Origin of the sequence: Micromonospora sp. URMC 103 (assembly GCF_051386435.1) — a bacterium.
Taxonomy (GTDB): domain Bacteria; phylum Actinomycetota; class Actinomycetes; order Mycobacteriales; family Micromonosporaceae; genus Micromonospora.
On record NZ_JBPQTR010000006.1, the window covers coordinates 744,580 to 763,362 of the forward strand.

General features: G+C 74.1%; 14 protein-coding genes. 5 read left to right on the forward strand and 9 right to left on the reverse strand.

The window, feature by feature from the left end; genetic code table 11:
* Nucleotides 1–43: 43 nt before the first annotated feature.
* The 3 genes from ACSNOA_RS29765 (at nucleotide 44) to ACSNOA_RS29775 (ending at nucleotide 5,952) form a co-directional block, all read left to right on the forward strand.
* Nucleotides 44–1,489, forward strand: a complete 1,446-nt coding sequence (locus tag ACSNOA_RS29765; protein ID WP_436663075.1) for a lytic murein transglycosylase — start codon at nucleotides 44–46, stop codon at nucleotides 1,487–1,489.
* Between the two features lie 73 nt (nucleotides 1,490–1,562).
* Nucleotides 1,563–2,579, forward strand: a complete 1,017-nt coding sequence (locus tag ACSNOA_RS29770) for a GNAT family N-acetyltransferase (RefSeq protein WP_436663418.1) — start codon at nucleotides 1,563–1,565, stop codon at nucleotides 2,577–2,579.
* Between the two features lie 97 nt (nucleotides 2,580–2,676).
* Nucleotides 2,677–5,952, forward strand: a complete 3,276-nt coding sequence (locus ACSNOA_RS29775) for a lamin tail domain-containing protein (RefSeq protein WP_436663076.1) — start codon at nucleotides 2,677–2,679, stop codon at nucleotides 5,950–5,952.
* A gap of 114 nt (nucleotides 5,953–6,066) precedes the next feature.
* On the opposite strand, the gene ACSNOA_RS29780 is transcribed toward ACSNOA_RS29775, so the two are convergent.
* The 6 genes from ACSNOA_RS29780 to ACSNOA_RS29805 all read right to left on the reverse strand — a co-directional run bounded on the left by ACSNOA_RS29780 (nucleotide 6,067) and on the right by ACSNOA_RS29805 (nucleotide 13,161).
* Complete coding sequence (locus ACSNOA_RS29780; protein ID WP_436663077.1) at nucleotides 6,067–6,771, reverse strand: helix-turn-helix domain-containing protein; 705 nt, start codon at nucleotides 6,769–6,771, stop codon at nucleotides 6,067–6,069.
* Between the two features lie 711 nt (nucleotides 6,772–7,482).
* The gene (gene hemB / locus ACSNOA_RS29785) at nucleotides 7,483–8,466 is read right to left on the reverse strand and encodes a porphobilinogen synthase (RefSeq protein ID WP_436663078.1); all 984 of its coding nucleotides are present in this window, start codon (nucleotides 8,464–8,466) and stop codon (nucleotides 7,483–7,485) included.
* 15 nt (nucleotides 8,467–8,481) lie between these two features.
* The gene (locus ACSNOA_RS29790; protein WP_436663079.1) at nucleotides 8,482–10,062 is read right to left on the reverse strand and encodes a uroporphyrinogen-III synthase; all 1,581 of its coding nucleotides are present in this window, start codon (nucleotides 10,060–10,062) and stop codon (nucleotides 8,482–8,484) included.
* Nucleotides 10,059–11,054 (reverse strand): hydroxymethylbilane synthase, encoded by a 996-nt coding sequence (gene hemC / locus ACSNOA_RS29795; RefSeq protein ID WP_436663080.1) that lies wholly within the window; start codon nucleotides 11,052–11,054, stop codon nucleotides 10,059–10,061. Before hemC ends, ACSNOA_RS29790 begins: the two co-directional genes overlap by 4 nt.
* Nucleotides 11,051–12,394 (reverse strand): glutamyl-tRNA reductase, encoded by a 1,344-nt coding sequence (locus ACSNOA_RS29800; RefSeq protein WP_436663081.1) that lies wholly within the window; start codon nucleotides 12,392–12,394, stop codon nucleotides 11,051–11,053. Before ACSNOA_RS29800 ends, hemC begins: the two co-directional genes overlap by 4 nt.
* Nucleotides 12,391–13,161, reverse strand: coding sequence for a redox-sensing transcriptional repressor Rex (locus ACSNOA_RS29805; RefSeq protein ID WP_436663082.1), 771 nt, complete (start codon nucleotides 13,159–13,161; stop codon nucleotides 12,391–12,393). The genes ACSNOA_RS29800 and ACSNOA_RS29805 overlap by 4 nt, the downstream gene beginning before the upstream one ends.
* 504 nt (nucleotides 13,162–13,665) lie before the next feature.
* Here ACSNOA_RS29805 and ACSNOA_RS29810 point away from each other — a divergent pair.
* Nucleotides 13,666–14,964, forward strand: coding sequence for a sensor histidine kinase (locus ACSNOA_RS29810; protein WP_436663083.1), 1,299 nt, complete (start codon nucleotides 13,666–13,668; stop codon nucleotides 14,962–14,964).
* Nucleotides 14,965–14,989: 25 nt separating this feature from the next.
* The gene (locus ACSNOA_RS29815) at nucleotides 14,990–15,646 is read left to right on the forward strand and encodes a response regulator transcription factor (protein WP_436663084.1); all 657 of its coding nucleotides are present in this window, start codon (nucleotides 14,990–14,992) and stop codon (nucleotides 15,644–15,646) included.
* Between the two features lie 13 nt (nucleotides 15,647–15,659).
* Here the strand turns inward: ACSNOA_RS29815 and ACSNOA_RS29820 are convergent, their stop codons facing one another.
* From ACSNOA_RS29820 to ACSNOA_RS29830, 3 genes are read right to left on the reverse strand one after another with little or no spacing between them, the layout of a single operon-like run.
* A complete protein-coding gene (locus tag ACSNOA_RS29820; protein ID WP_436663085.1) occupies nucleotides 15,660–16,310 on the reverse strand; it encodes an HAD family hydrolase in 651 nt (216 codons plus the stop codon).
* 22 nt (nucleotides 16,311–16,332) lie between these two features.
* Nucleotides 16,333–16,587, reverse strand: coding sequence for a glutaredoxin family protein (locus tag ACSNOA_RS29825; RefSeq protein ID WP_436663086.1), 255 nt, complete (start codon nucleotides 16,585–16,587; stop codon nucleotides 16,333–16,335).
* On the reverse strand, nucleotides 16,577–18,238 hold the full coding sequence (locus tag ACSNOA_RS29830; RefSeq protein WP_436663087.1) for an AMP-binding protein: 1,662 nt from the start codon (nucleotides 18,236–18,238) through the stop codon (nucleotides 16,577–16,579). Before ACSNOA_RS29830 ends, ACSNOA_RS29825 begins: the two co-directional genes overlap by 11 nt.
* Between the last annotated feature and the right edge of the window lie 545 nt (nucleotides 18,239–18,783).

Sequence of the window (18,783 nt, forward strand, 5' to 3'; positions counted from 1 at the left end):
GGCGGGACCTGACGTTGCGGGAGTGATGGGTGATACTCGACGGGTGGTGGACGGCGAGGACAAGACGCTTCGACCCCTACGACCAGCCGCGCCGCTCGACGGGCCGCTCGCCGAGTCCGGCGCGGCGCCCGATCCGGCGTTGCGGCAGGTCCCCCGTCCGCGCCGCCCCTGGCTGAGATCCGAGACCCCGGACGACGCCGAGGCGAGCACCGGGCCGACGAGCGGAACGGACGCCCCGGGCGAGGGTCGGGCGACAGGCGACGCCGACACCGGACCCGGGGGCGGTGCCGATGGTCCGAAGGCCGACGCCGACACCACGGGGCTCGCCGCTCCCGGCACCACGAGCACCGAGTCGAAGGCCGACGGCGGCGCGAGCACCGACCCGGAGGCGGACGGCGTAGACGCCGGTCCGAAGGCCGACGCCACCACCGACCGCAAGGCCGACGGGGCAGACGCCGATCCGAAGGCCGACGGCACGAGTGCGGACCCCGGCACGGGCGACGACTCGAAGGCCGGCGGCACCCTGGGCGCCGACGAGAAGGCCGCACCGCGGTCCCGGCGGCACCGGGTGCCGTTCGCGCACGCCGTACGGCTCGGCCCGCGCAAGGCCGCCGTGACCGCCGCCCGGGCGACCCGCGCCTGGTCCCGGCGGCCCAGCGGGCGGCTCACCCTGCCCGGGCTGTTCCTGCTCGCCCTGGTGGCGGCGACCGCGGTGGCAGGCGCGCTGGTCGTTCCGGCGGCGATCCGGGCGCCACGCCAGGTCGCGGTCGACGCCACCGACGCGCCGCCGGGCGCGCTCGCGCCGAGCCTGTCGCCGTCGGCGCTGCCGTCCGGGCTGCCCGGTGGGATCCTGCCCACCACGGCGCCGCCCACGGGCGCGGCGCCGACCGGGGGGCCGGTGAGCCCGGTGGGCGGCCGGCCGGCCGACGCGCTGGCCGACTGGGCCCGGCAGGTCGGCGCCAAGGTCGGCATCGCGCCCGTCGCCATGCAGGCGTACGGCTACGCCGAGCTGGTGCTCGCCCAGACCAACCGCAGTTGCGCGCTGAGCTGGACGACGCTGGCCGCGATCGGTTTCGTCGAGTCGGACCACGGGCGAGCCAACGGCGCCACCCTGGGCCAGGACGGGCGCGCCACTCCGGAGATCATCGGTCTGCCGCTCGACGGGCAGGGCGGCCGGATGCGCATCATCGACACCGACCGCGGTGAGCTCGACAAGGACACCGCGTTCGACCGGGCGATCGGGCCCATGCAGTTCATCCCGACCACGTGGCAGGAGATCGGGGCGGACGCGGACAACGACAAGCAAAAGGACCCGCACGACCTGGACGACGCCGCCCTCGCCGCCGGCAACTACCTGTGCAAGGGCGGCCGCAACCTGAGCATCCCGGCGGACTGGTGGAACGCGATCCTGTCGTACAACGACGTGCGCCCGTACGCCCAGAAGGTCTTCGACACCGCCAACCGTTACGGGCAGGCCAGCCGTACGTGAAGTGATCGTCCGCATACATTTGGAGAACCGGACACTTCCCCCGGGCCGCTGTTAGCGGCAAGCTAGACGGGTGATGGTGCGTGAGTGGGACGCGCGGACCGCGTCGTCCGCCGAGATCGCATCGCTGCTGGACACGCTGAACGCGGTCCTCGCGGCGGATCTGCCGCAGGACCCGCCGTGGCGGGAGAGATCCCTGCGGGAATACCTCACCGAGGTGATGCCGGGCCAGCGGCGGATCTCCTGGGTCGCGCAGGCCGAGCCGGCCGCCGACGGCACGCCCGGCCCCATCCTGGGCCAGGTGCACGTTCTGCTGCTCGGCGACATCGGCGTGCTGGAGGTGCTCGTGCACCCCTCGGCCCGGCGCACGGGCCTCGGGCGCGACCTCGTACGGGTCGCGGCGCGGCGGGTCTACCAGGAGGGCTTCTCGTCGATCGGCGTCGAGGTGGTCGGGGACACCCCGGCGGTGGGCTTCTACGAGTCGCTCGGCTTCACCCGGGAGTACGTGGAGACCCGCAGCGTCCTCGACCTGTCCTCGGTGGACTGGGCCGAGCTGGCCGAGATGGCGGGCGGGGTCGGCGCCGGCTACCACCTGGAGTTCCACCCGGGCGGCCCGCCCGACGAGCTGCTCGACGCGTACGCCCGGGCGAAGGCCGAGGTGCGCGACGTCGAGGATGGAGAGCTGCGTCCCAGCTCGTACGACGCGCAGCGGCTGCGCGACAGCCTGGACTGCCTGCACCGGCGCGGGATGAAGCCGTACATCGTGCTGGCCCTGCACGAGCAGACCGGCGAGGTGGCCGGCCTCACCGAGGTCGTGGTGCCGGCGCAGCACCCGACCCGGGCCGACCAGTACGACACGATCGTGGTGCAGGATCACCGCGGCTACGGCATCGACCGGGCCATCAAGGCGAGGATGCTGCTGGAGCTGCGCTCCCACGAGGCCGAGTTGACCGAGGTGCAGACCTGGAACGCGCAGGCCAACGAGGCGATGTTGAAGGTCAACGCCGAGTTGGGCTACCAGCCCGACCGGGACTGGTGCGAATACAGCATCGACGTGGCCGAGCTGGTGCACCGTCTCGACGCCGGTCAGTAGACGCGAAGTTCACGAATCCGTCCGGTTGGGGATGGACGACGGTCAACGACGCCCCTTAACGTGCGTTAGTTCACCGTCCGCCCATCGTGGAGGCCTCATGCGCCCGCGCCGCACACTCGCCGCGCTCGCGACCGCCGCCGCCGTCACCACCACGGCCATCGGCGTCGCACCCACCGCGGCCAGCGCCGCGCCCACCGACCTGTTCATCTCCGAGTACATCGAAGGCTCGTCGAACAACAAGGCGCTCGAACTGTTCAACGGCACCGGCGCACCCGTCGACCTGGCAGCCGGCGGCTACTCGCTCCAGCTCTACTTCAACGGCTCCACCAGCGCCACGAGCTTCCCGCTGACCGGCACGGTCGCGTCGGGCGAGGTGTTCGTGTTCGCGGCGGCCTCGGCCGCGCCGGCCATCCTCGGCCAGGCCGACCAGACCACCGGCGCCGGCCTGTTCAACGGCGACGACGCCATCGTGCTGCGCCGAGGTGACGTCGTGGTCGACTCGATCGGCCAGGTCGGCGTGGACCCGGGCACCGAGTGGGGGTCGGGCGTCACCAGCACCGCCGACAACACCCTGCGCCGTCTGAGCACGGTGACGGCCGGCGACACGGACCCGTCCAACCCGTTCGACCCGGCCGCGCAGTGGGCGGGCTTCGCCACCGACACGTTCGACGGCCTCGGCGCGCACTCCGTCGACGGCGGTGGTCCGGTCGACGTGCCCGCCACGGTGACCTGCGGTGGGGCCCTCGTCACGGCCGCCGGCACGGCGGCCACCCGGGAGGTCACGGCCACCGACCCGGACGACACGATCGTCGACCTGGCGGTCACCGCGGTGAGCCCGACTCCGGCCACCGGTTCGATCAGCCGCACCGCCGTGACGCCTGCCGACGGGCTGGGCGGCACTGCCCGGGCCACGGTGAGCGCCAGCGCCGACCTCGCGGCCGGGGCGTACACGGTCACGCTGACCGCCACCGACGCCGGCGGCGGCACCGCGACCTGCACCCTGTCGGTGCAGGTGACCCGCGAGCTGACGGTCGGCGAGGTGCAGGGCCCGACGTCCGACAGCGAGTCCGGCGCGGCCGACCGGTCACCGCTCGCTCCGGCGAGCGGCAACGGCACGAGCAGCGCGCTGTACGACGTCCGCGGCGTGATCACGCAGCGCACCCTGGCCCGCACCTCGGCGGGTGAGGCGCAGTACGGCTTCTTCCTGCAGAGCCGGCGGGGCGCCACCGACGGCGACCCGACCAGCTCGGACGGCATCTTCGTGTTCATGGGCGCGTTCACGTCGCTGATCGGCGGCTACGTGCCGACGGTCGGCGACGAGGTGGTGCTCCGCGCTCGCGTGTCGGAGTACTTCGCCATGACCCAGCTGTCCAGCGCCTCGCTGGTCCGCAAGCTCGCCTCGGGCCTCGACGTCAACGCCGAGGTCGAGGTGACCGACGCGGCGCCGCCGGCCGACCTGGCCGCCGCGGGGCGCTTCTGGGAGCGGCACGAGGGTGCCCGGCTGCGGGTCCGCTCGGGCAGCGGCGCGGTGAGCGGGCGGGACGTCTTCGCGTCCACGGCCGACGCGGAGGTCTGGGTCGTCGACCGGGACGACCCGGTGCTGGACCGCGCCGACCCGTACGCGCGCCGGGTCTTCCGGGACGCGCACCCGCTGGACAACGACCCGACGCGGCTCTTCGACGACGGCAACGGCCAGCGCGTGCTGCTCGGCAGCATGGGTGTGAAGGGCACCACCGGTGACAGCGGCACGCTGATCGCGCCGGCGCGCACCTTCGACACCGTGGCGCAGGACGCCTTCGGCGGCGTGTACTACTCGTTCGAGAAGTACGGCGTGCAGGTGGAACAGATCGAGTTCACGGCCGGTGCGGACCCGTCGCGGAACAACCCGCCGAAGCCGGCCGACCGGTCCGAGGAGTTCGCCGTCGCGACCTACAACGTGGAAAATCTCTACGACTTCCGCGACGACCCCTTCGACGGCTGCGACTTCACGGGCAACCCGGGCTGCACGGGTGTCCGCCCGCCGTTCGACTATGTGCCGGCCAGCGAGGCCGACTACCGGGAGCACCTCACCTCGCTCGCCGACCAGATCGTGACGGACCTGCACGCGCCGGACCTGATCCTCGTGCAGGAGGCCGAGGACCAGGACATCTGCACGGTCACCGGCGGCGCGCTGGCCTGCGGCGGCACGGACAACGCCGACGGCGCGCCCGACACGATCCAGGAGCTGGCGCTCGCGGTGGCCGCGGCCGGTGGCCCGGCGTACGCCGCCGCGTACGACCGCACCGGCGCGGACGCCCGCGGCATCACGGCGGCGTTCCTCTACCGCACGGACCGGGTGCGCCTCGCTCCCGCGGCGGCCGGAGATCCGGTGCTCGGGTCGGCGCCGACCGTCCAGTACCGGGCGGCGGGGCTGCCGGCGAACGCGGACGTGCAGAACCCGAAGGCGCTCAACGCGCTGCTGCCGGCCGACGTGGACACGTCGACCGGGACCGACGGCGACAACGTCTTCACCCGCGCGCCGCAGGTCGGCAAGTTCAGCGTGGCCGCGGCGCCGGGCTCGGCCGAGCGGTTCACCGTGTGGGCGGTCAGCAACCACTACTCGTCGGGGCCGGACAGCCGGGTCGGGCAGCGGCGGGAACAGGCCGCGTACGGCGCGGCGATCGTGACGGCGATCGAGGCGGGCGACGCGAACGCCCGGGTGGTGTACGGCGGTGACCTGAACGTCTTCCCGCGTCCGGACGACCCGATCGCCACCGGCGCCCAGCCCACCCCGTCGGACCAGTTGGCCCCGCTCTACGCGGCCGGCCTGCACAACCTGTGGGACGACCTCGTCGCCGACGTCCCGGCGTCCGCCTACTCGTACAGCTTCGAGGGGCAGGCGCAGACGCTGGACCACCTGTTCGTCAACGACGCGCTGCACGACGACCTCGTGCAGGTGCGGGCCGCGCACATCAACGCCGACTGGCCGGCCGAGCACACGGGCGACGGGTCGCGCGGCTCCAGCGACCACGACCCGCAGGTGGCCCGGTTCCACTCCCGCGCCGCGCTGGGCGTCGCCGACGTGTCGGTGGCGGAGGGCGACAAGGGCGACCGTCAGCTCACCTTCACCGCCACCGTGTCGCGGCCGCTGTCGCAGCCGGTGCTGGTCTGCGCGGCCACGTACGGCACCACGGCCCAGGCCGGCTCGGACTACGAACCGTACGTGGGCTGCAAGGTGCTGGCCGCCGGGCAGACCTCGCTGGCGTTCCCGGTGACCGTGCACGGTGACCGCAAGCGGGAGTCGGACGAGAAGCTGACCCTGCTGGTCGCCGGGGTGCCCGGCCTGCGGCTGACCGACCCGCTCGCCACGGGCACGATCCGCGACGACGACTGACCGGCACGAACGCTCCACGGCGGCCCGCCGATCCCCGGATCGGCGGGCCGCCCGCGTTCGGGGCCGCCCGCGTTCGGGGCCGCCCGCGTTCGGGGCCGCCCGCGCGGAGCGGCCTCAGCCCACTCGCCACCAGCGGGGCGGCGGCGGAACGTCCCGGTATTTGGCCACCCGCACCTCCCACTGGCTGCGCCGCCGCATCGCGTCCCGAACTCGCCGGTTGCGGTAGAACGTCTCGGGCGGGCGCGCGAGCCCGTAGACGTCCGCCCACCACTCCCCCGGCTCGGGGTCGAGGATGGTGTCGAGGTGTGACGGGTACCGCCGTTCCGCACCGTCACGTGTGTCGGCCCGGTCGCGCATGGGGCGGAGCACGCGACCGCACTCGTTGACGACGGCCAGGCGGTAACCCGCGACCGAGATGATGCGCCGGAGCAACGCGATGCTGGGGACCATCCGGCCGGCCTCGATGCGACCGACGGTGGCGTGGTTCACGCCGGCCCAGCGGGCCAGCTCCCGCTGGCTGAGATCGGCACGGCGGCGGACCGCCCGGACGATGCCCGCCGCCGGCCACGGCACGTCGAACGGCTCGGTGACGAGCACCGGTGCCGCGGTAGCGGCCGACAGCGGGTCGATCTCGCTCCGGTCCAGCTCGCTCCGGTCCGGCTCGCTCCGGTCCGGCTCGCCCTGGTCCGGTTCGCCTCGGTCTGGCTCACTCTCGCCGCTCGGCGGCGGGTCGAACTGCGCTGCGGCGGGCCCGGGATCGGCCGGGTTGCCACCCGGGACGGCGGCGTCGGGGCCGCCCGGACTCGGCGAATCGGTCATGGAGTCACCGTCCCGGGCGGCGGAGCGCGCCGCAATCCCGCTCGCTCCGCCTGTGGACAACGCGAGGCCCTGTGGACAACCGCTGACTCTCCGACGACCGGCGCGCCACCCGAAGCCATCACGCGGCGTGATCGGCGGTCATCGACGACGACTTCTCACCGAGAGTGACGGCGATTGGCTGCTTACCGAGCGCGTCCCAGGCCGGCGGACAGCAAATATCGCGCTGACCAGCGACTTCTCCACACGGATCCCACCCGAGGCCGGCACCCACCTCGCCTCCTTTGCTCTGCACCCCTATAGGCACCGCTCGCGCACAGTAGCTGTTGCATATGGGGGTGCAGAGCAAAGGACGGAAAGGGGTGTGGGTGGGGGCGGCGCGAACGTCACGCTGGGTAATCAGGTTGGTCCGCCCGGGCGGTGCAGCGCGTCGGACGGAAGTCATCGCGCCCGGGCTGGGGACCAGCCCCGCACGCCCGGCCCGCCCTGCGCCCGGGCCGCCCTGCGCCCGGCACGCCGGGCTCCGCACACCGCACACCGCACGCCCGGCCCGCCCCGCAGACGCAGGCCGGGCACGCACCGCAGACCACACGCCCGGCCCGCCCCGCAGACCGCACGCCCGGCTCACCGCGGCGAGACACGCCGGAGCGCGCGCCCGACGCGCCCGCCTCCCCGCGGTCCGCGGACCGGGCCAGGCGGACGCGTCCGCGTCGATCAGTAGCTCTCGCGGAGTAGCCGGGCGGCCTCGACGGCCCAGTAGGTGAGGATGATCTGGGCACCGGCCCGCCGGATCGACGTGAGCGTCTCCAGCATGGCCCGCTCCCGGTCGATCCAGCCGTTCGCGGCGGCCGCCTCGACCATCGCGTACTCGCCGGACACCTGGTACGCCGCGACCGGAACGTCGACCGCCGCGCGGACCGCCGACACCACGTCGAGGTACGGCAGCGCCGGCTTCACCATCACCATGTCGGCGCCCTCGGCGACGTCGAGCGCGACCTCGCGCAGCGACTCCCGCAGGTTCGCCGGGTCCTGCTGGTAGGCGCGCCGGTCGCCCTCCAACGCCGACTCCACGGCGTCGCGGAACGGCCCGAAGAACGCCGAGGCGTACTTCACGGCGTACGCCAGCACGGCCACGTCCTGGTGACCCGCGGCGTCCAGCGCCCGGCGTACCACCCCGACCTGGCCGTCCATCATCCCGGACGGCCCGACCACCCCGACCCCGGCGTCGGCCTGCGCCACCGCCATCTCCGCGTACGCGGCGAGCGTGCGGTCGTTGTCCACCTCGCCGTCCGGCGTGAGCAGGCCGCAGTGCCCGTGCGAGGTGAACTCGTCGAGGCAGAGGTCGCTCATCACCACGGTGGCGTCGCCCACCTCGGCCACCACGTCGCGGATGGCCACGTTGAGGATGCCCTCGGGGTCGATACCGCCGGAGCCGACCGGGTCCCGCTCCGCGGGCACGCCGAAGAGCATGATCCCGCCGATCCCCGCCTGCACGGCCTCGACGGCCGCCTTGCGCAGCGAGTCACGGGAGTGCTGGAGCACCCCCGGGAGCGACGCGATGGCCCGGGGCTCGGTGAGCCCCTCTTTCACGAACATCGGCACGACCAGCTCGGCCGGGTCGACGCGGGTCTCGGAAACCAGCCGCCGCAGCGCCGGGGTGCGGCGCAGACGGCGGGGCCGGATCTCGGGGTAACCCACGATTCCTCCTGACGACTACCGGAACCTCAGGGCGGTCGGGCCCTGCACCTTCGAGCCGCGGCGCTGCTTGGCCGGCATGGCGGCGAGCTTCTCGCGCAGCTCGACGGCGTAGGCGGCGAGCGCCTCCACCAGGTCGGGCACCGAGGCGTGCTGCGGCTGGACGTCGACCCGCAGGCCGAACTCCGTCGCCGTCTCCGCCGTCTTGGGCCCGATAACGGCAACAACGGTACGCGCGTGCGGCTTCCCGGCGATGCCGACCAGGTTCCGGACGGTGGAGGACGAGGTGAAGAGCACCGCGTCGAACCCGCCCGACTTGATGGCGTCGCGGATCTCGGCCGGCGGCGGGGCCGCGCGGACGGTCCGGTACGCGGTCACGTCGTCCACCTCCCAGCCGCGCTCGGTGAGCCCGGCGGCGAGCGTCTCGGTGGCGATGTCGGCACGCGGCAGCAGCACCCGGCCGACCGGGTCGAGCACCTCGTCGTGCGGTGAGAACTCGGCCAGCAGGCCCTCCGAGGACTGCTCCCCGGACGGGATCAACTCCGGCTGGATGCCGAACGCACGGACCGCGTCGGCGGTCGCGTCGCCGATGCACGCGATCTTCACGCCGCCGAAGTGCCGTGCGTCGAGGCCGTGCTCGGCGAACTTCTCCCAGACCGCGCGGACGGCGTTCACCGAGGTGAAGACCACCCAGGCGTACCGGCCGTCGACCAGGCCCTTGACGGCCCGCTCCATCTGCGCCGGGGTGCGCGGCGGCTCCACGGCGATCGTCGGCACCTCGCACGGGATGGCCCCGTACGCCCGCAGCCGCGCGCTCATCACGCCGGCCTGCTCCTTGGTGCGGGGCACGAGCACCTTCCAGCCGTACAGCGGCCGGTTCTCCCACCAGCTGAGCTTGTCCCGCTGCGCCACGCCCTCGCCGAGGGTGAGCACCACCCGGCCCGTGAAGCCGAGCGCCGCCGCCACGAAGCTGTCCACCGTCGAGCTGGTCGTGTACTGGGTCTCGCCGGTGCCGTCGCCGGTCACCCCGACCGAGGTGGCGCCGTCCACGCCCGCCGCGAGCAGCCCGTCCCGGACGGCGGCGAGATCACCGGCGTCCACCGCGAGCGCCAGCGAGCCCCGGGCGACCGCCGCGGCCAGCGCCTCGAAGTCCAGCGTGCTGACGTCCTCGACGTCGGCCGCGGTGCGTACGCCCGGCAGCGGCACGCCCGCGTAGGTGGCCACGCCCTCGGCCTGGCCCACACCCGGCACCACCTCGAAGTGCGCGGCGGTGCGCGCGACGGCCTGCACCTCCTTGACCACCGAGTCGTGGCCGAACGGGTCCCCGGCCACCAGGTGCACCGCGTTCTGGCCGGCACGGGCCGCCGAGATCAGCACCTTGGCCACGTCGCCCGGCGCGCCCTCGGCCGGGGTGAACTCGGCGTCCTCGCGGGCCTCGGCGCGCACGGCGGCAAGCAGCGACTCGGGGACTCCCCGGTCGTACACCACCTGGTCGGCGTCGACCAGGGCGTCGTGCGCCCGGCGGGTCAGCAGGCCGGGGTCGCCGGGGCCGGCCCCGACGAACGCGATCCGGCCTACGGGCTTACGGGTGCGGGTCATTCTGTGCTCCCAAATTGCTGGGTCCCCGGGCCGGTGTGTCCTTCGTGGCCGAGGATCGAGTCGGCGCCGAGGTCGAGGAGCTCGGCGGCGAGTGCCTTGCCGATCTCCGCCGCGTCGGCGGGCGTTCCGGTGCGGGACAGCCGGAGGTCACGGGTGCCGTCCGGGCTGATCACCGCCCCGCGCAGGTAGATCTCCTGGTGAACATCGCCCTCGGCGCCAGAGCCGGTCGGCTCGCCTTCGGCGACGATGGCGTAGGCGGCGACGGGTGCGCTGCACCCGGCCTCCAGGGTGGCCAGCAGCGCCCGCTCCGCGGTGATCGCGGCGCGGGACGGTGCGTGGTCGAGCACGGCGAGCAGCTCGATCAGATCCGTGTCGTCGGCCCGGCACTCCACGGCCAGGGCGCCCTGGGCGGGCGCCGGCAGCATGAGCATCGGGTCGAGCGTCTCGGTGATCTCGCCGGCCCGCCCCAGCCGGGCCAGCCCGGCCCGGGCCAGAACGACCGCGTCGAGGTCGGCGGACGGACCCAGCACCCGCCCCAGGCGCGTGTCGACGTTGCCGCGGATCGGCGTGACGTCGAGCTGCAGCCCGAGCGCGTGGAGTTGGGCGATGCGGCGCAGCGCGCCGGTGCCGACCGTGGCGCCCGGCGGCAGCTCGGCCAGCGTACGGCCGTCGCGGGCGACCAGCGCGTCACGCGGATCCTCCCGGGGCGGCACCGCCGCGATGTGCAGCCCGACGGCGCCGGCGGTGGGCAGGTCCTTGTAGGAGTGCACCGCGAAGTCGATGGTGCGGGCCACCAGCGCGTCCCGCAGCGCGGAGACGAAGACGCCGACGCCCAGCCGGTGCACGGGCGCGTTCGAGCGGTCGCCAGCGGTGACCACCTCGACCAGCTCGACGGGGCGCCCGGTGGCCGCGGTCAGCGCCTCGGCCACATGACTGGACTGGGCCGTCGCGAGGGCGCTTCCTCGGGTGCCGAGGCGCAGGGGGGCGGTCATCGCTCACCTCCGGTGGACGGAGTGGGATCGGTCTCCACGACGTCGGGGACGGTGTCGACCGGGGACGTCTGTGGCACCTGGAGGTCGAACAGCTCGCGGAGCAGGGCCGCGTACTGGTCGCCGCCGGGCTCCGCGGCCAACTGGCGGACGCGCACCGTCGGCTGGTGCAGCAGCCGCTGCACCACCCGGTGCACCGTCCGGGCGACCTCGGCGCGCTGGTCGTCGCTGAGGTCCGGGCGCCGCTGTGCCAGCCGGCGCAGCTCGGCGGTGACCACGTCGTCGGCACGGCCGCGCAGGGCGGCCACGGTGGGGGCCACGTCGGCGCCGCGCAGCCAGGTGAGGAAGCCCTCGACCTCGCTGCCGACGATGCGCTCGACGGCGGCGGCCTCGCTCGCGGCCGGGCCGTCGGCGAGCAGCGCGGCCATCCGGTCGATGTCGATCACCTCGACACCGGGCAGCTCGGCCACGCCGGCCTCGACGTCGCGCGGCACGGCCAGGTCGAGCAGGACCAGCGGCCCGCGCTCCGGCGCCCGCTCGGCCAGCGCCCGGGCCACGACCGACCGGGTGAGGACCGGTTCCGTGGCCGCGGTGGCGGCCACTACGATGTCCACTGTGGAGAGCGCGCTCGGCAGCTCGGCCATCGGGACGGCCGTGGCGCCGTACGACTCGGCGAGCCGGACGGCCCGGTCGGCCCCCCGGTTGGTGACGCTGAGCGGCGCGGCGCCGAGCCGCGAGAGCGTGGCCACGCCCAGCGAGCCCATCGCGCCGGCGCCGACGACCAGCGCCGGACGGCCGGCGAGGTCGCCGTCGAGATGACCGGCCGCCAGCTCCAGCGCGGCGGTGACGACGCTCTGGCCGGCCCGGTCGATGCCGGTCTCGGCGTGCGCGCGCTTGCCGACCCGCAGCGCCTGCTGCATGAGCTCGTGCAGCAGGCGGCCGGCCGAGTCGGCGCCGGTGGCCCAGTGGTACGCGTCGCGGAGCTGGCCGAGGATCTGCGCCTCGCCGACCACCATCGAGTCGAGCCCGGTGGCGACCCGGAACACGTGGTCCACGGCCGCGGCGTCGTAGTGCACGTAGAGGTGGTTCGCGAGCGCCGCGGCCGGGCAGTCGGCCTGCTCGGCGAGCACGGCGCAGATGTCACCGAGACCGCCGTGGAAACCGGACACGGCGGCGTAGACCTCCACCCGGTTGCAGGTGGAGACCAGCACCGCCTCGCTCACGTACGGCTGCGCGACCAGGCGGTCCAGCGTGCGGGTGAGCTCTGCGGGCGGCACCGCCAGCTGCTCCAGCGTGGCGACCGGGGCGGTGCGGTAGGACGCGCCGACGACGAGGAGTTTCACGTGCCGATCGCCTCCTGGGAGTCGGTGGCCGCGAGCCCACCCGGCAGAGCGGTGAGGGCGGACCCGCCGGTGGCGGGGAGCGCGGTCAGCGACGCCTTGCGGTGCTCGTGGAAGGACAGGATCTGCAACTCGATGGCGAGGTCGACCTTGCGTACGTCGACCCCCTCCGGAACCGAGAGTACGCAGGGCGCGAAGTTCAGGATGCTCGTCACGCCGACCGCGACGAGTTGGTCGGCCACCGGCTGGGCGGCGGCCGCCGGAGTGGCGATCACGCCGATGGCGATCGACTCCTCGGCGGCGACCCGGGGCAGCTCGTCGACGTGCCGCACGACCAGGCCGTTGATCTCCTCGCCGACCCGGGCCGGGTCCGCGTCGAAGAGGGCGGCGATCCGGAATCCGCGGCTCTTGAAGCCGGCGTAGCCGGCCAGGGCGTGACCGAGATTACCCACGCCGACCAGGGCGACCGCCCGCCGTTGGGTGAGCCCCAGCACCGACTCGATCTGCTCGATCAGCAGCGCCACGTCGTAGCCGACGCCGCGGGTGCCGTACGAGCCGAGGTGCGAGAGGTCCTTGCGGAGCTTCGCGGAGTTCACGCCGGCGGCACTGGCCAGCCCCTCGCTGGAGACGGTCTCGTGGCCGGTGTCGGCGAGGTTGTGCAGGGCGCGGAGATATTCCGGGAGCCGCGCGACGGTCGCCTCCGGCAGGTCCGGGAGCGCCGGTACGGCACCGGCGCTACCGGGCGCGCCAGGGTGACGGTGCTGACTCATGAGACTCCGTGCGGTGCGATCCTCGGCCAACTCCGGTGGTCGGCCGTTTCGGGACTCCCGCTGGCGACCGAGGGTGCCGGCTGTGCTAGCAGGGCGCGTCGGAATTACAGAGTAGGCGCTTGTGAAGACGTGCACAAATCGCGATCTTGTCAGGTCGCGACGCGGCTTCACCTGGGCCTCCATTCCGCAAGATCGATCGGCAGCCGCCAGCGGCGCCGCCCGGCGATTATTGCTCAATTGCGACTTCTCTGACCAATCCCGCGCCGCCGCGCTCCGCATTTCCCGCGATCTTGCACTTACCGCCCCGGCACACCGGGAGGAAAGTGACGAAGCTGGGTCCGAAACCGCAAGATCGCGGGGGTGGAGGGGCGGGGGCGGGGGGCGGGGGCGGCGGGGAAAGCGGGCGCGGGCGGCGGAGGGCGGGCGCGGGGTAGGGGCAGCCCTACGGTGGGGAGGCCGGGCTGCGGGATGGGTCGGAGGGCCCCGGCTGCCTAGCCTTTGGACATGACCGCCGTTCCCGCTGCCGCCGACCCGCCGAGGCTGGCGCCCACCGTCACCCGCCAGCTCTTCCTCGACTCCGGTTACGTCCTGCTCGGCTTCCCCCTGGCGCTGGCCAGCTTCATCGTCCTCGTGGTCGGCCTGTCACTCGGCGCCGGCCTCGTGGTGACCGTGATCGGTCTGCCGATCCTCAGCGGCGTCCTCCACACCGCCCGGGGCTTCGCCGACATCGAAAGGCTCCGCCTGCCGTCCGTGCTGGGGCAGCCCCGCGTACGGCCGACCTACCGGTCGGCCGAGCCGGGCGCCAGCGCCTGGCGACGGATCTTCGTGCCGATCAGCGAGACCCAGTCCTGGCTCGACCTCGCCCACGGCATCTTCAAGCTGGTCGTGGCGGTGGCCACCTTCGTGATCACCGTGACCTGGTGGGCCGGTGCCGTCGGAGGCAGCCTCTACTGGACGTACGACTGGACCCTGCCGCACGGGCAGGGCGACACGGACCTGCCCGAGCTGCTCGGTCTCGGCAGCTCCACGGCGGCGCGGGTCGGCCTGCACACGGCGTTCGGGCTCTTCTTCCTCATCACCCTGCCGATCGTGATCCGGGGCTGCGCGTTGCTGCAGGCCCGCTTCGCGCGGGCCATGCTGACCGGGGTTGCCGAGATGCAGGACCGGATCACGACCCTGGAGGAGCAGAAGCGGGCCGCGGCCTCCGCCGAGGCGGCCGCGCTGCGCCGGCTGGAGCGGGACATCCACGACGGCCCCCAGCAGCGGCTCGTCCGGCTCGCGATGGACCTCAGCCGGGCCCGGCAGCAGCTCGCCACCGACCCGGAGGCGGCCGGACGGACGCTCGACGAGGCGGTGACCCAGACCCGGGACACGCTGTCGGAGCTGCGCGCGCTCTCCCGCGGCATCGCGCCGCCGATCCTCGTCGACCGCGGCCTGCCCAGCGCGCTGGCGGCGCTCGCGGGGCGCGGGCTCATCCCGATCGAGCTGTCCGTCGATCCCGGACTGGGCACCCCGGAGGGGCGGCTCGACCCGGCGGTGGAGAACACCGCGTACTTCGTGGTGGCCGAGGCGCTCACCAACGTCGCCAAGCACAGCCGGGCCACCGAGTGCCAGGTCGCCGTGCTGCGGTCGGGACGGCGGCTCAGGGTGAGCGTGGGCGACGACGGCCAGGGCGGCGCGCACGTCGCGAAGGGCCACGGGCTGGCGGGCATCGCCGACCGGATCCGGGCCGCCGGCGGCGAGCTGGTGGTGGTCAGCCCGCCGGGCGGTCCCACCGAGATCCGCGCGGACCTCCCGCTGTGAGGCGGACGTGATAGACAACACCACCATGCGCATCGTTATCGCCGACGACGCCGTCCTGCTCCGGGAGGGGCTGGTCCGGCTGCTCACCGAGCACGGGCACGAGGTGGTGGCGGTGGTCGGCGACGGCGACGCGCTGGTCGAGGCGGTGGTGGCCCACCGGCCGGACGTGTCGATCGTCGACGTGCGGATGCCGCCCTCGCACACCGACGAGGGGCTACGCGCCGCGGTGCAGGCCCGCACCCTCGTGCCGCGCAGCCCGATCCTGGTCCTCTCCCAGTACGTCGAGGTCTCGTACGCCGACGACCTGCTCGCGACCACCGGCGGCGCCGGCGGGGGCGGTATCGGCTACCTGCTCAAGGACCGGGTGGCCGCGATCGACGAGTTCCTGGACGCGGTGCGGCGGGTGGCCGGCGGCGGCACCGTGCTCGACCCCGAGGTCGTCGGCCAGCTCTTCGCCCGGCGCCGGCGCGACGACCCGCTGCGGGAGCTGACCCCGCGGGAGCGGGAGGTGCTCGCCCTGATGGCCGAGGGGCGGTCCAATACGGCGATCGCACGGACGCTGGTGGTCAGCGACGGCGCGGTGGAGAAGCACGTGCGCAACATCTTCACGAAGCTCAACCTGCCGCCCGACACCGAGCAGCACCGCCGGGTCCTGGCCGTGCTCGCGTACCTGCGCGACTGACCGGCGGGGCCGGTCAGGCCAGGGATCGCGCCAGCGTCACGGCCTCGGTGAGCGTGTCGGCCACCGGGTGGCCGGACGCGCGCAGCCGGGCCGGGTCCGTGAAGCCGCCGGTGTAGAGCACGGCCCGCGCCCCGACGGCGCCCGCGGCGTCCGCGTCGTCGACGGAGTCGCCGATCAGCACCACCGAGCGGCCGTCCACGCCCAACTCGGCGAGGTGCTTCTGGAGCGACTCCGCCTTGGGGCCGCCGCCGAGCCCGCCGCGGAACCCGTCCACCCGCAGGAAGGTCTCGGTCAGCCCGAAGCCCCGCACGGTGGGCACCAGCTCCTCGTGGAACCACATGGAGAGCAGCGACTGGGTGCCGGGCCACGCGGCCATGGCGGCCCGCGCGTCCGCGGCCAACTCACACGTCGTCAGCCCGTTGCGGTACGCGTCGTGGAAGATCCGGTCCAGCCGGCCGAACGCCTCCTCGTCGACGGCCCGGCCGAGCACGTCGGCGTAGTACTCGGCCACCGGTCGACGGAAGCGCACCCGGTGCTCGTCGGCCGACACGGTCGGGCCGCCCACGCTGGCGAACGCGGCGTTCGTGGAGGCCACCACGAGGCTGAGGTCGTTGAGCAGGGTGCCGTTCCAGTCCCAGACGAGGTGGGGGTGCGCAGGGGTCATCGCCGAACCCTACCGCCGGCGCTCACAGTTGCGGTGTGGTGAGATCGCGCAGCAGGCGCTCCTCCTCCACCCGCCAGTAGCCGTGCTCCTTGCCGTCGAGCAGCACGACGGGCAGCCGGTCGCCGTAGTCGCGCTCGAGGTCCAGGTCGTCGGTGACGTCCCATTCGACCCACCGGTCGCCGGTGACGGCCACCACCCGCTCCAGCGCCGTCCGGGCCTCGTCGCACAGGTGGCACCCGGGCCGGGTGATGAGGGTGAGTCGGGCGTCACTGGCCATCGGGCACCTCCGTACGTGGGTCGACCGGCGCCGCCGGCGACGGCACCGCGGGTGCCGCCGGTGCGGTCGCCGACCGGAGCTGGGTCTTGCGGACCTTGCCGATCACGGAGTACGGCAGCGCGTCGACGAACTCGACGCTTGTCGGACACTTGAACCGGGCCAGGTTCCGCGCGCAGTGGGCGAGCAGCTCGTCGGCGGTCACCGGCTCGCCGGCGGCCCGCACCACGTACGCCCGGACAGTCTCGCCGGTCCGGGGGTGCGGCACACCCAGTACCGCCGACTCGGCCACCCCGGGATGCGCGACGAGCGCCAACTCGACCTCGTGCGGGTAGACGTTGAAGCCGTTGACCAGGATCAACTCGCCGAGCCGGTCGACCAGGAAGAGGTCGCCGTCCTCGTCGGCGTAGGCCACGTCACCGGTGGCCCACCAGCCCGCCGCGTCCGGGCCGCCGCGCCCGTCGGGCCAGTACCCGGCGAACAGGTTCGCGCCGCGCACCACGATCTGCCCGGGGTCGGTGCCCACGGCGACGTCGGAGAGGTCCGGCCCGTCGGTGTCCTCGTCCGGCGTGGCCTCCCCGTCGTGCCAGAGGTCCGTGCCGTCCGCGCCGACCAGGCGCAGCTCGACGCCGGGCAGTGGCCGCCCGATGGAGCCGGCCTTGGGCGCCCCACCGACCAGCGTGGAGGTGAGCACCGGCGCGGTTTCGGTGAGGCCGTAGCCGACGTGCACCGGGCGTCCGGTGGCCGTCGTGAAGCGGGCCGCGACGGCCGGCTCCAGCGGCGCCGCGCCGCAGACCACCACCCGCACCGACGCCAGGGCCGCCGCGAGCGCGTCCGCGTCCGTCGTCGACCAGACGAGGACCATCGACGGTACGCCCACGAGCACGCTGACCCGGTGCCGGGCGATCTCGGCGAGCGCGGCGTCCGGGCCGACGTCGTCCACCAGCACCCCGGTCGCGCCGTGGTGGATCACCGCGCCGAGCCCCGAGTTCAGCCCGTACGCGTGGAACAACGGGAGGGCCAGCAGGACGGTGTCGTCCGGCCCGACGACGGGCGGCTCGATCCGGCCCACCTGTTCGAGGTTGGCCAGCAGCGCCCCGTGCGAGAGCATCGCGCCCTTGGGCCGACCCTCCGTGCCGGACGTGTAGAGCAGCACCGCCAGGTCGTCGCGTCCGCGTACCGGGAACTCGTCGGGGTCGCCGGCCCTCCCGGCAGGCGCGGACGGCGGCCGGGTGTGCACGGCGGTGAGCGCCGGCAGCTCCGCGGCGACGGTGGTGACCAGGTCGCGGACCCGTTCGGTGGCGACGAGCACGGCCGCGCCGGAGTCGGCGAGCACGTGCCGCAGCTCCGGCGCCGTGGAGCCGGGGTTGACGGGCACCGCGACCAGCCCGGCGCGCAGGGTGGCGAGGTAGGTGACCACGAAGTCGGGCGTGTTGGGAAGGGCGATGGCCACCCGGGCGGGCCGCCCGCTCCCGTCCGGTCCGGGCGCGGCGGCGGCCAGCGCACGGGCGACGGCGGTCACCGACGCGTCCAGTTCGGACCATCCGATGCTGCGGTCCCGCCAGCGCAGGGCCGGTCGGTCGCCGTCGGCGAGGGCCGTCCGGCGTACCCGGTCGGCGAGGTTCGGCACGGAGCTGCCCGCTGCGTCCTGCACGGTGGCTGAGTCTGGCACAGCGGACCGCTGGCGGCCATGCCCTCCGCCGCCGGCCCGCCCCGGCCCCGCGCGGGGTCGCCGGCGGCGGGAGGACGGTCCCGTGCACGGGACGAAATTGTGTGCCGTGGACGGTCCGATGAGGTCCCGTGGACGGGACGCTCCGACACGCCGGGAGCCGTCGTCGTCGGCCTGTCGGCTACCCGACCGAGAGGGGGCACGCGGAGACCGGCGTCGCCTTCCTGACCAGGGCTTCCACTCCGGACCACCGAAACCGTCGAAAGTCAACCGCACACGACGGACAACCGGTCCGCCATCTGTGCGACACGGAGGGAAATACTTCGGCCCTGTGTAACGGACTTGCCACGCGCGGGTGACGTTGGCCCTATCATCACTCGGGTCGGCTCACCCCATTTGCCGTGAGTCGACACCCCTCAGCCCGAGGAGGCCCCCGTGCCCGTCAGCGCATTGGACCAGCACCTCAAGGGGAACTGCCGCCCGCCGGCACACCCCCGACCCGCTCTGCCCGAGCGCGGCGCACCCGTCCG

Coding starts and splice junctions, on each gene's coding strand:
- ACSNOA_RS29770 (WP_436663418.1), top strand. CDS start 1,563: ATGGTGCGTGAGTGGGACGCGCGGACCGCGTCGTCCGCCGAGATCGCA.
- ACSNOA_RS29775 (WP_436663076.1), top strand. CDS start 2,677: ATGCGCCCGCGCCGCACACTCGCCGCGCTCGCGACCGCCGCCGCCGTC.
- ACSNOA_RS29780 (WP_436663077.1), bottom strand. CDS start 6,771: ATGACCGATTCGCCGAGTCCGGGCGGCCCCGACGCCGCCGTCCCGGGT.
- ACSNOA_RS29790 (WP_436663079.1), bottom strand. CDS start 10,062: ATGACCCGCACCCGTAAGCCCGTAGGCCGGATCGCGTTCGTCGGGGCC.
- hemC (WP_436663080.1), bottom strand. CDS start 11,054: ATGACCGCCCCCCTGCGCCTCGGCACCCGAGGAAGCGCCCTCGCGACG.
- ACSNOA_RS29805 (WP_436663082.1), bottom strand. CDS start 13,161: ATGAGTCAGCACCGTCACCCTGGCGCGCCCGGTAGCGCCGGTGCCGTA.
- ACSNOA_RS29810 (WP_436663083.1), top strand. CDS start 13,666: ATGACCGCCGTTCCCGCTGCCGCCGACCCGCCGAGGCTGGCGCCCACC.
- ACSNOA_RS29815 (WP_436663084.1), top strand. CDS start 14,990: ATGCGCATCGTTATCGCCGACGACGCCGTCCTGCTCCGGGAGGGGCTG.
- ACSNOA_RS29820 (WP_436663085.1), bottom strand. CDS start 16,310: ATGACCCCTGCGCACCCCCACCTCGTCTGGGACTGGAACGGCACCCTG.
- ACSNOA_RS29825 (WP_436663086.1), bottom strand. CDS start 16,587: ATGGCCAGTGACGCCCGACTCACCCTCATCACCCGGCCCGGGTGCCAC.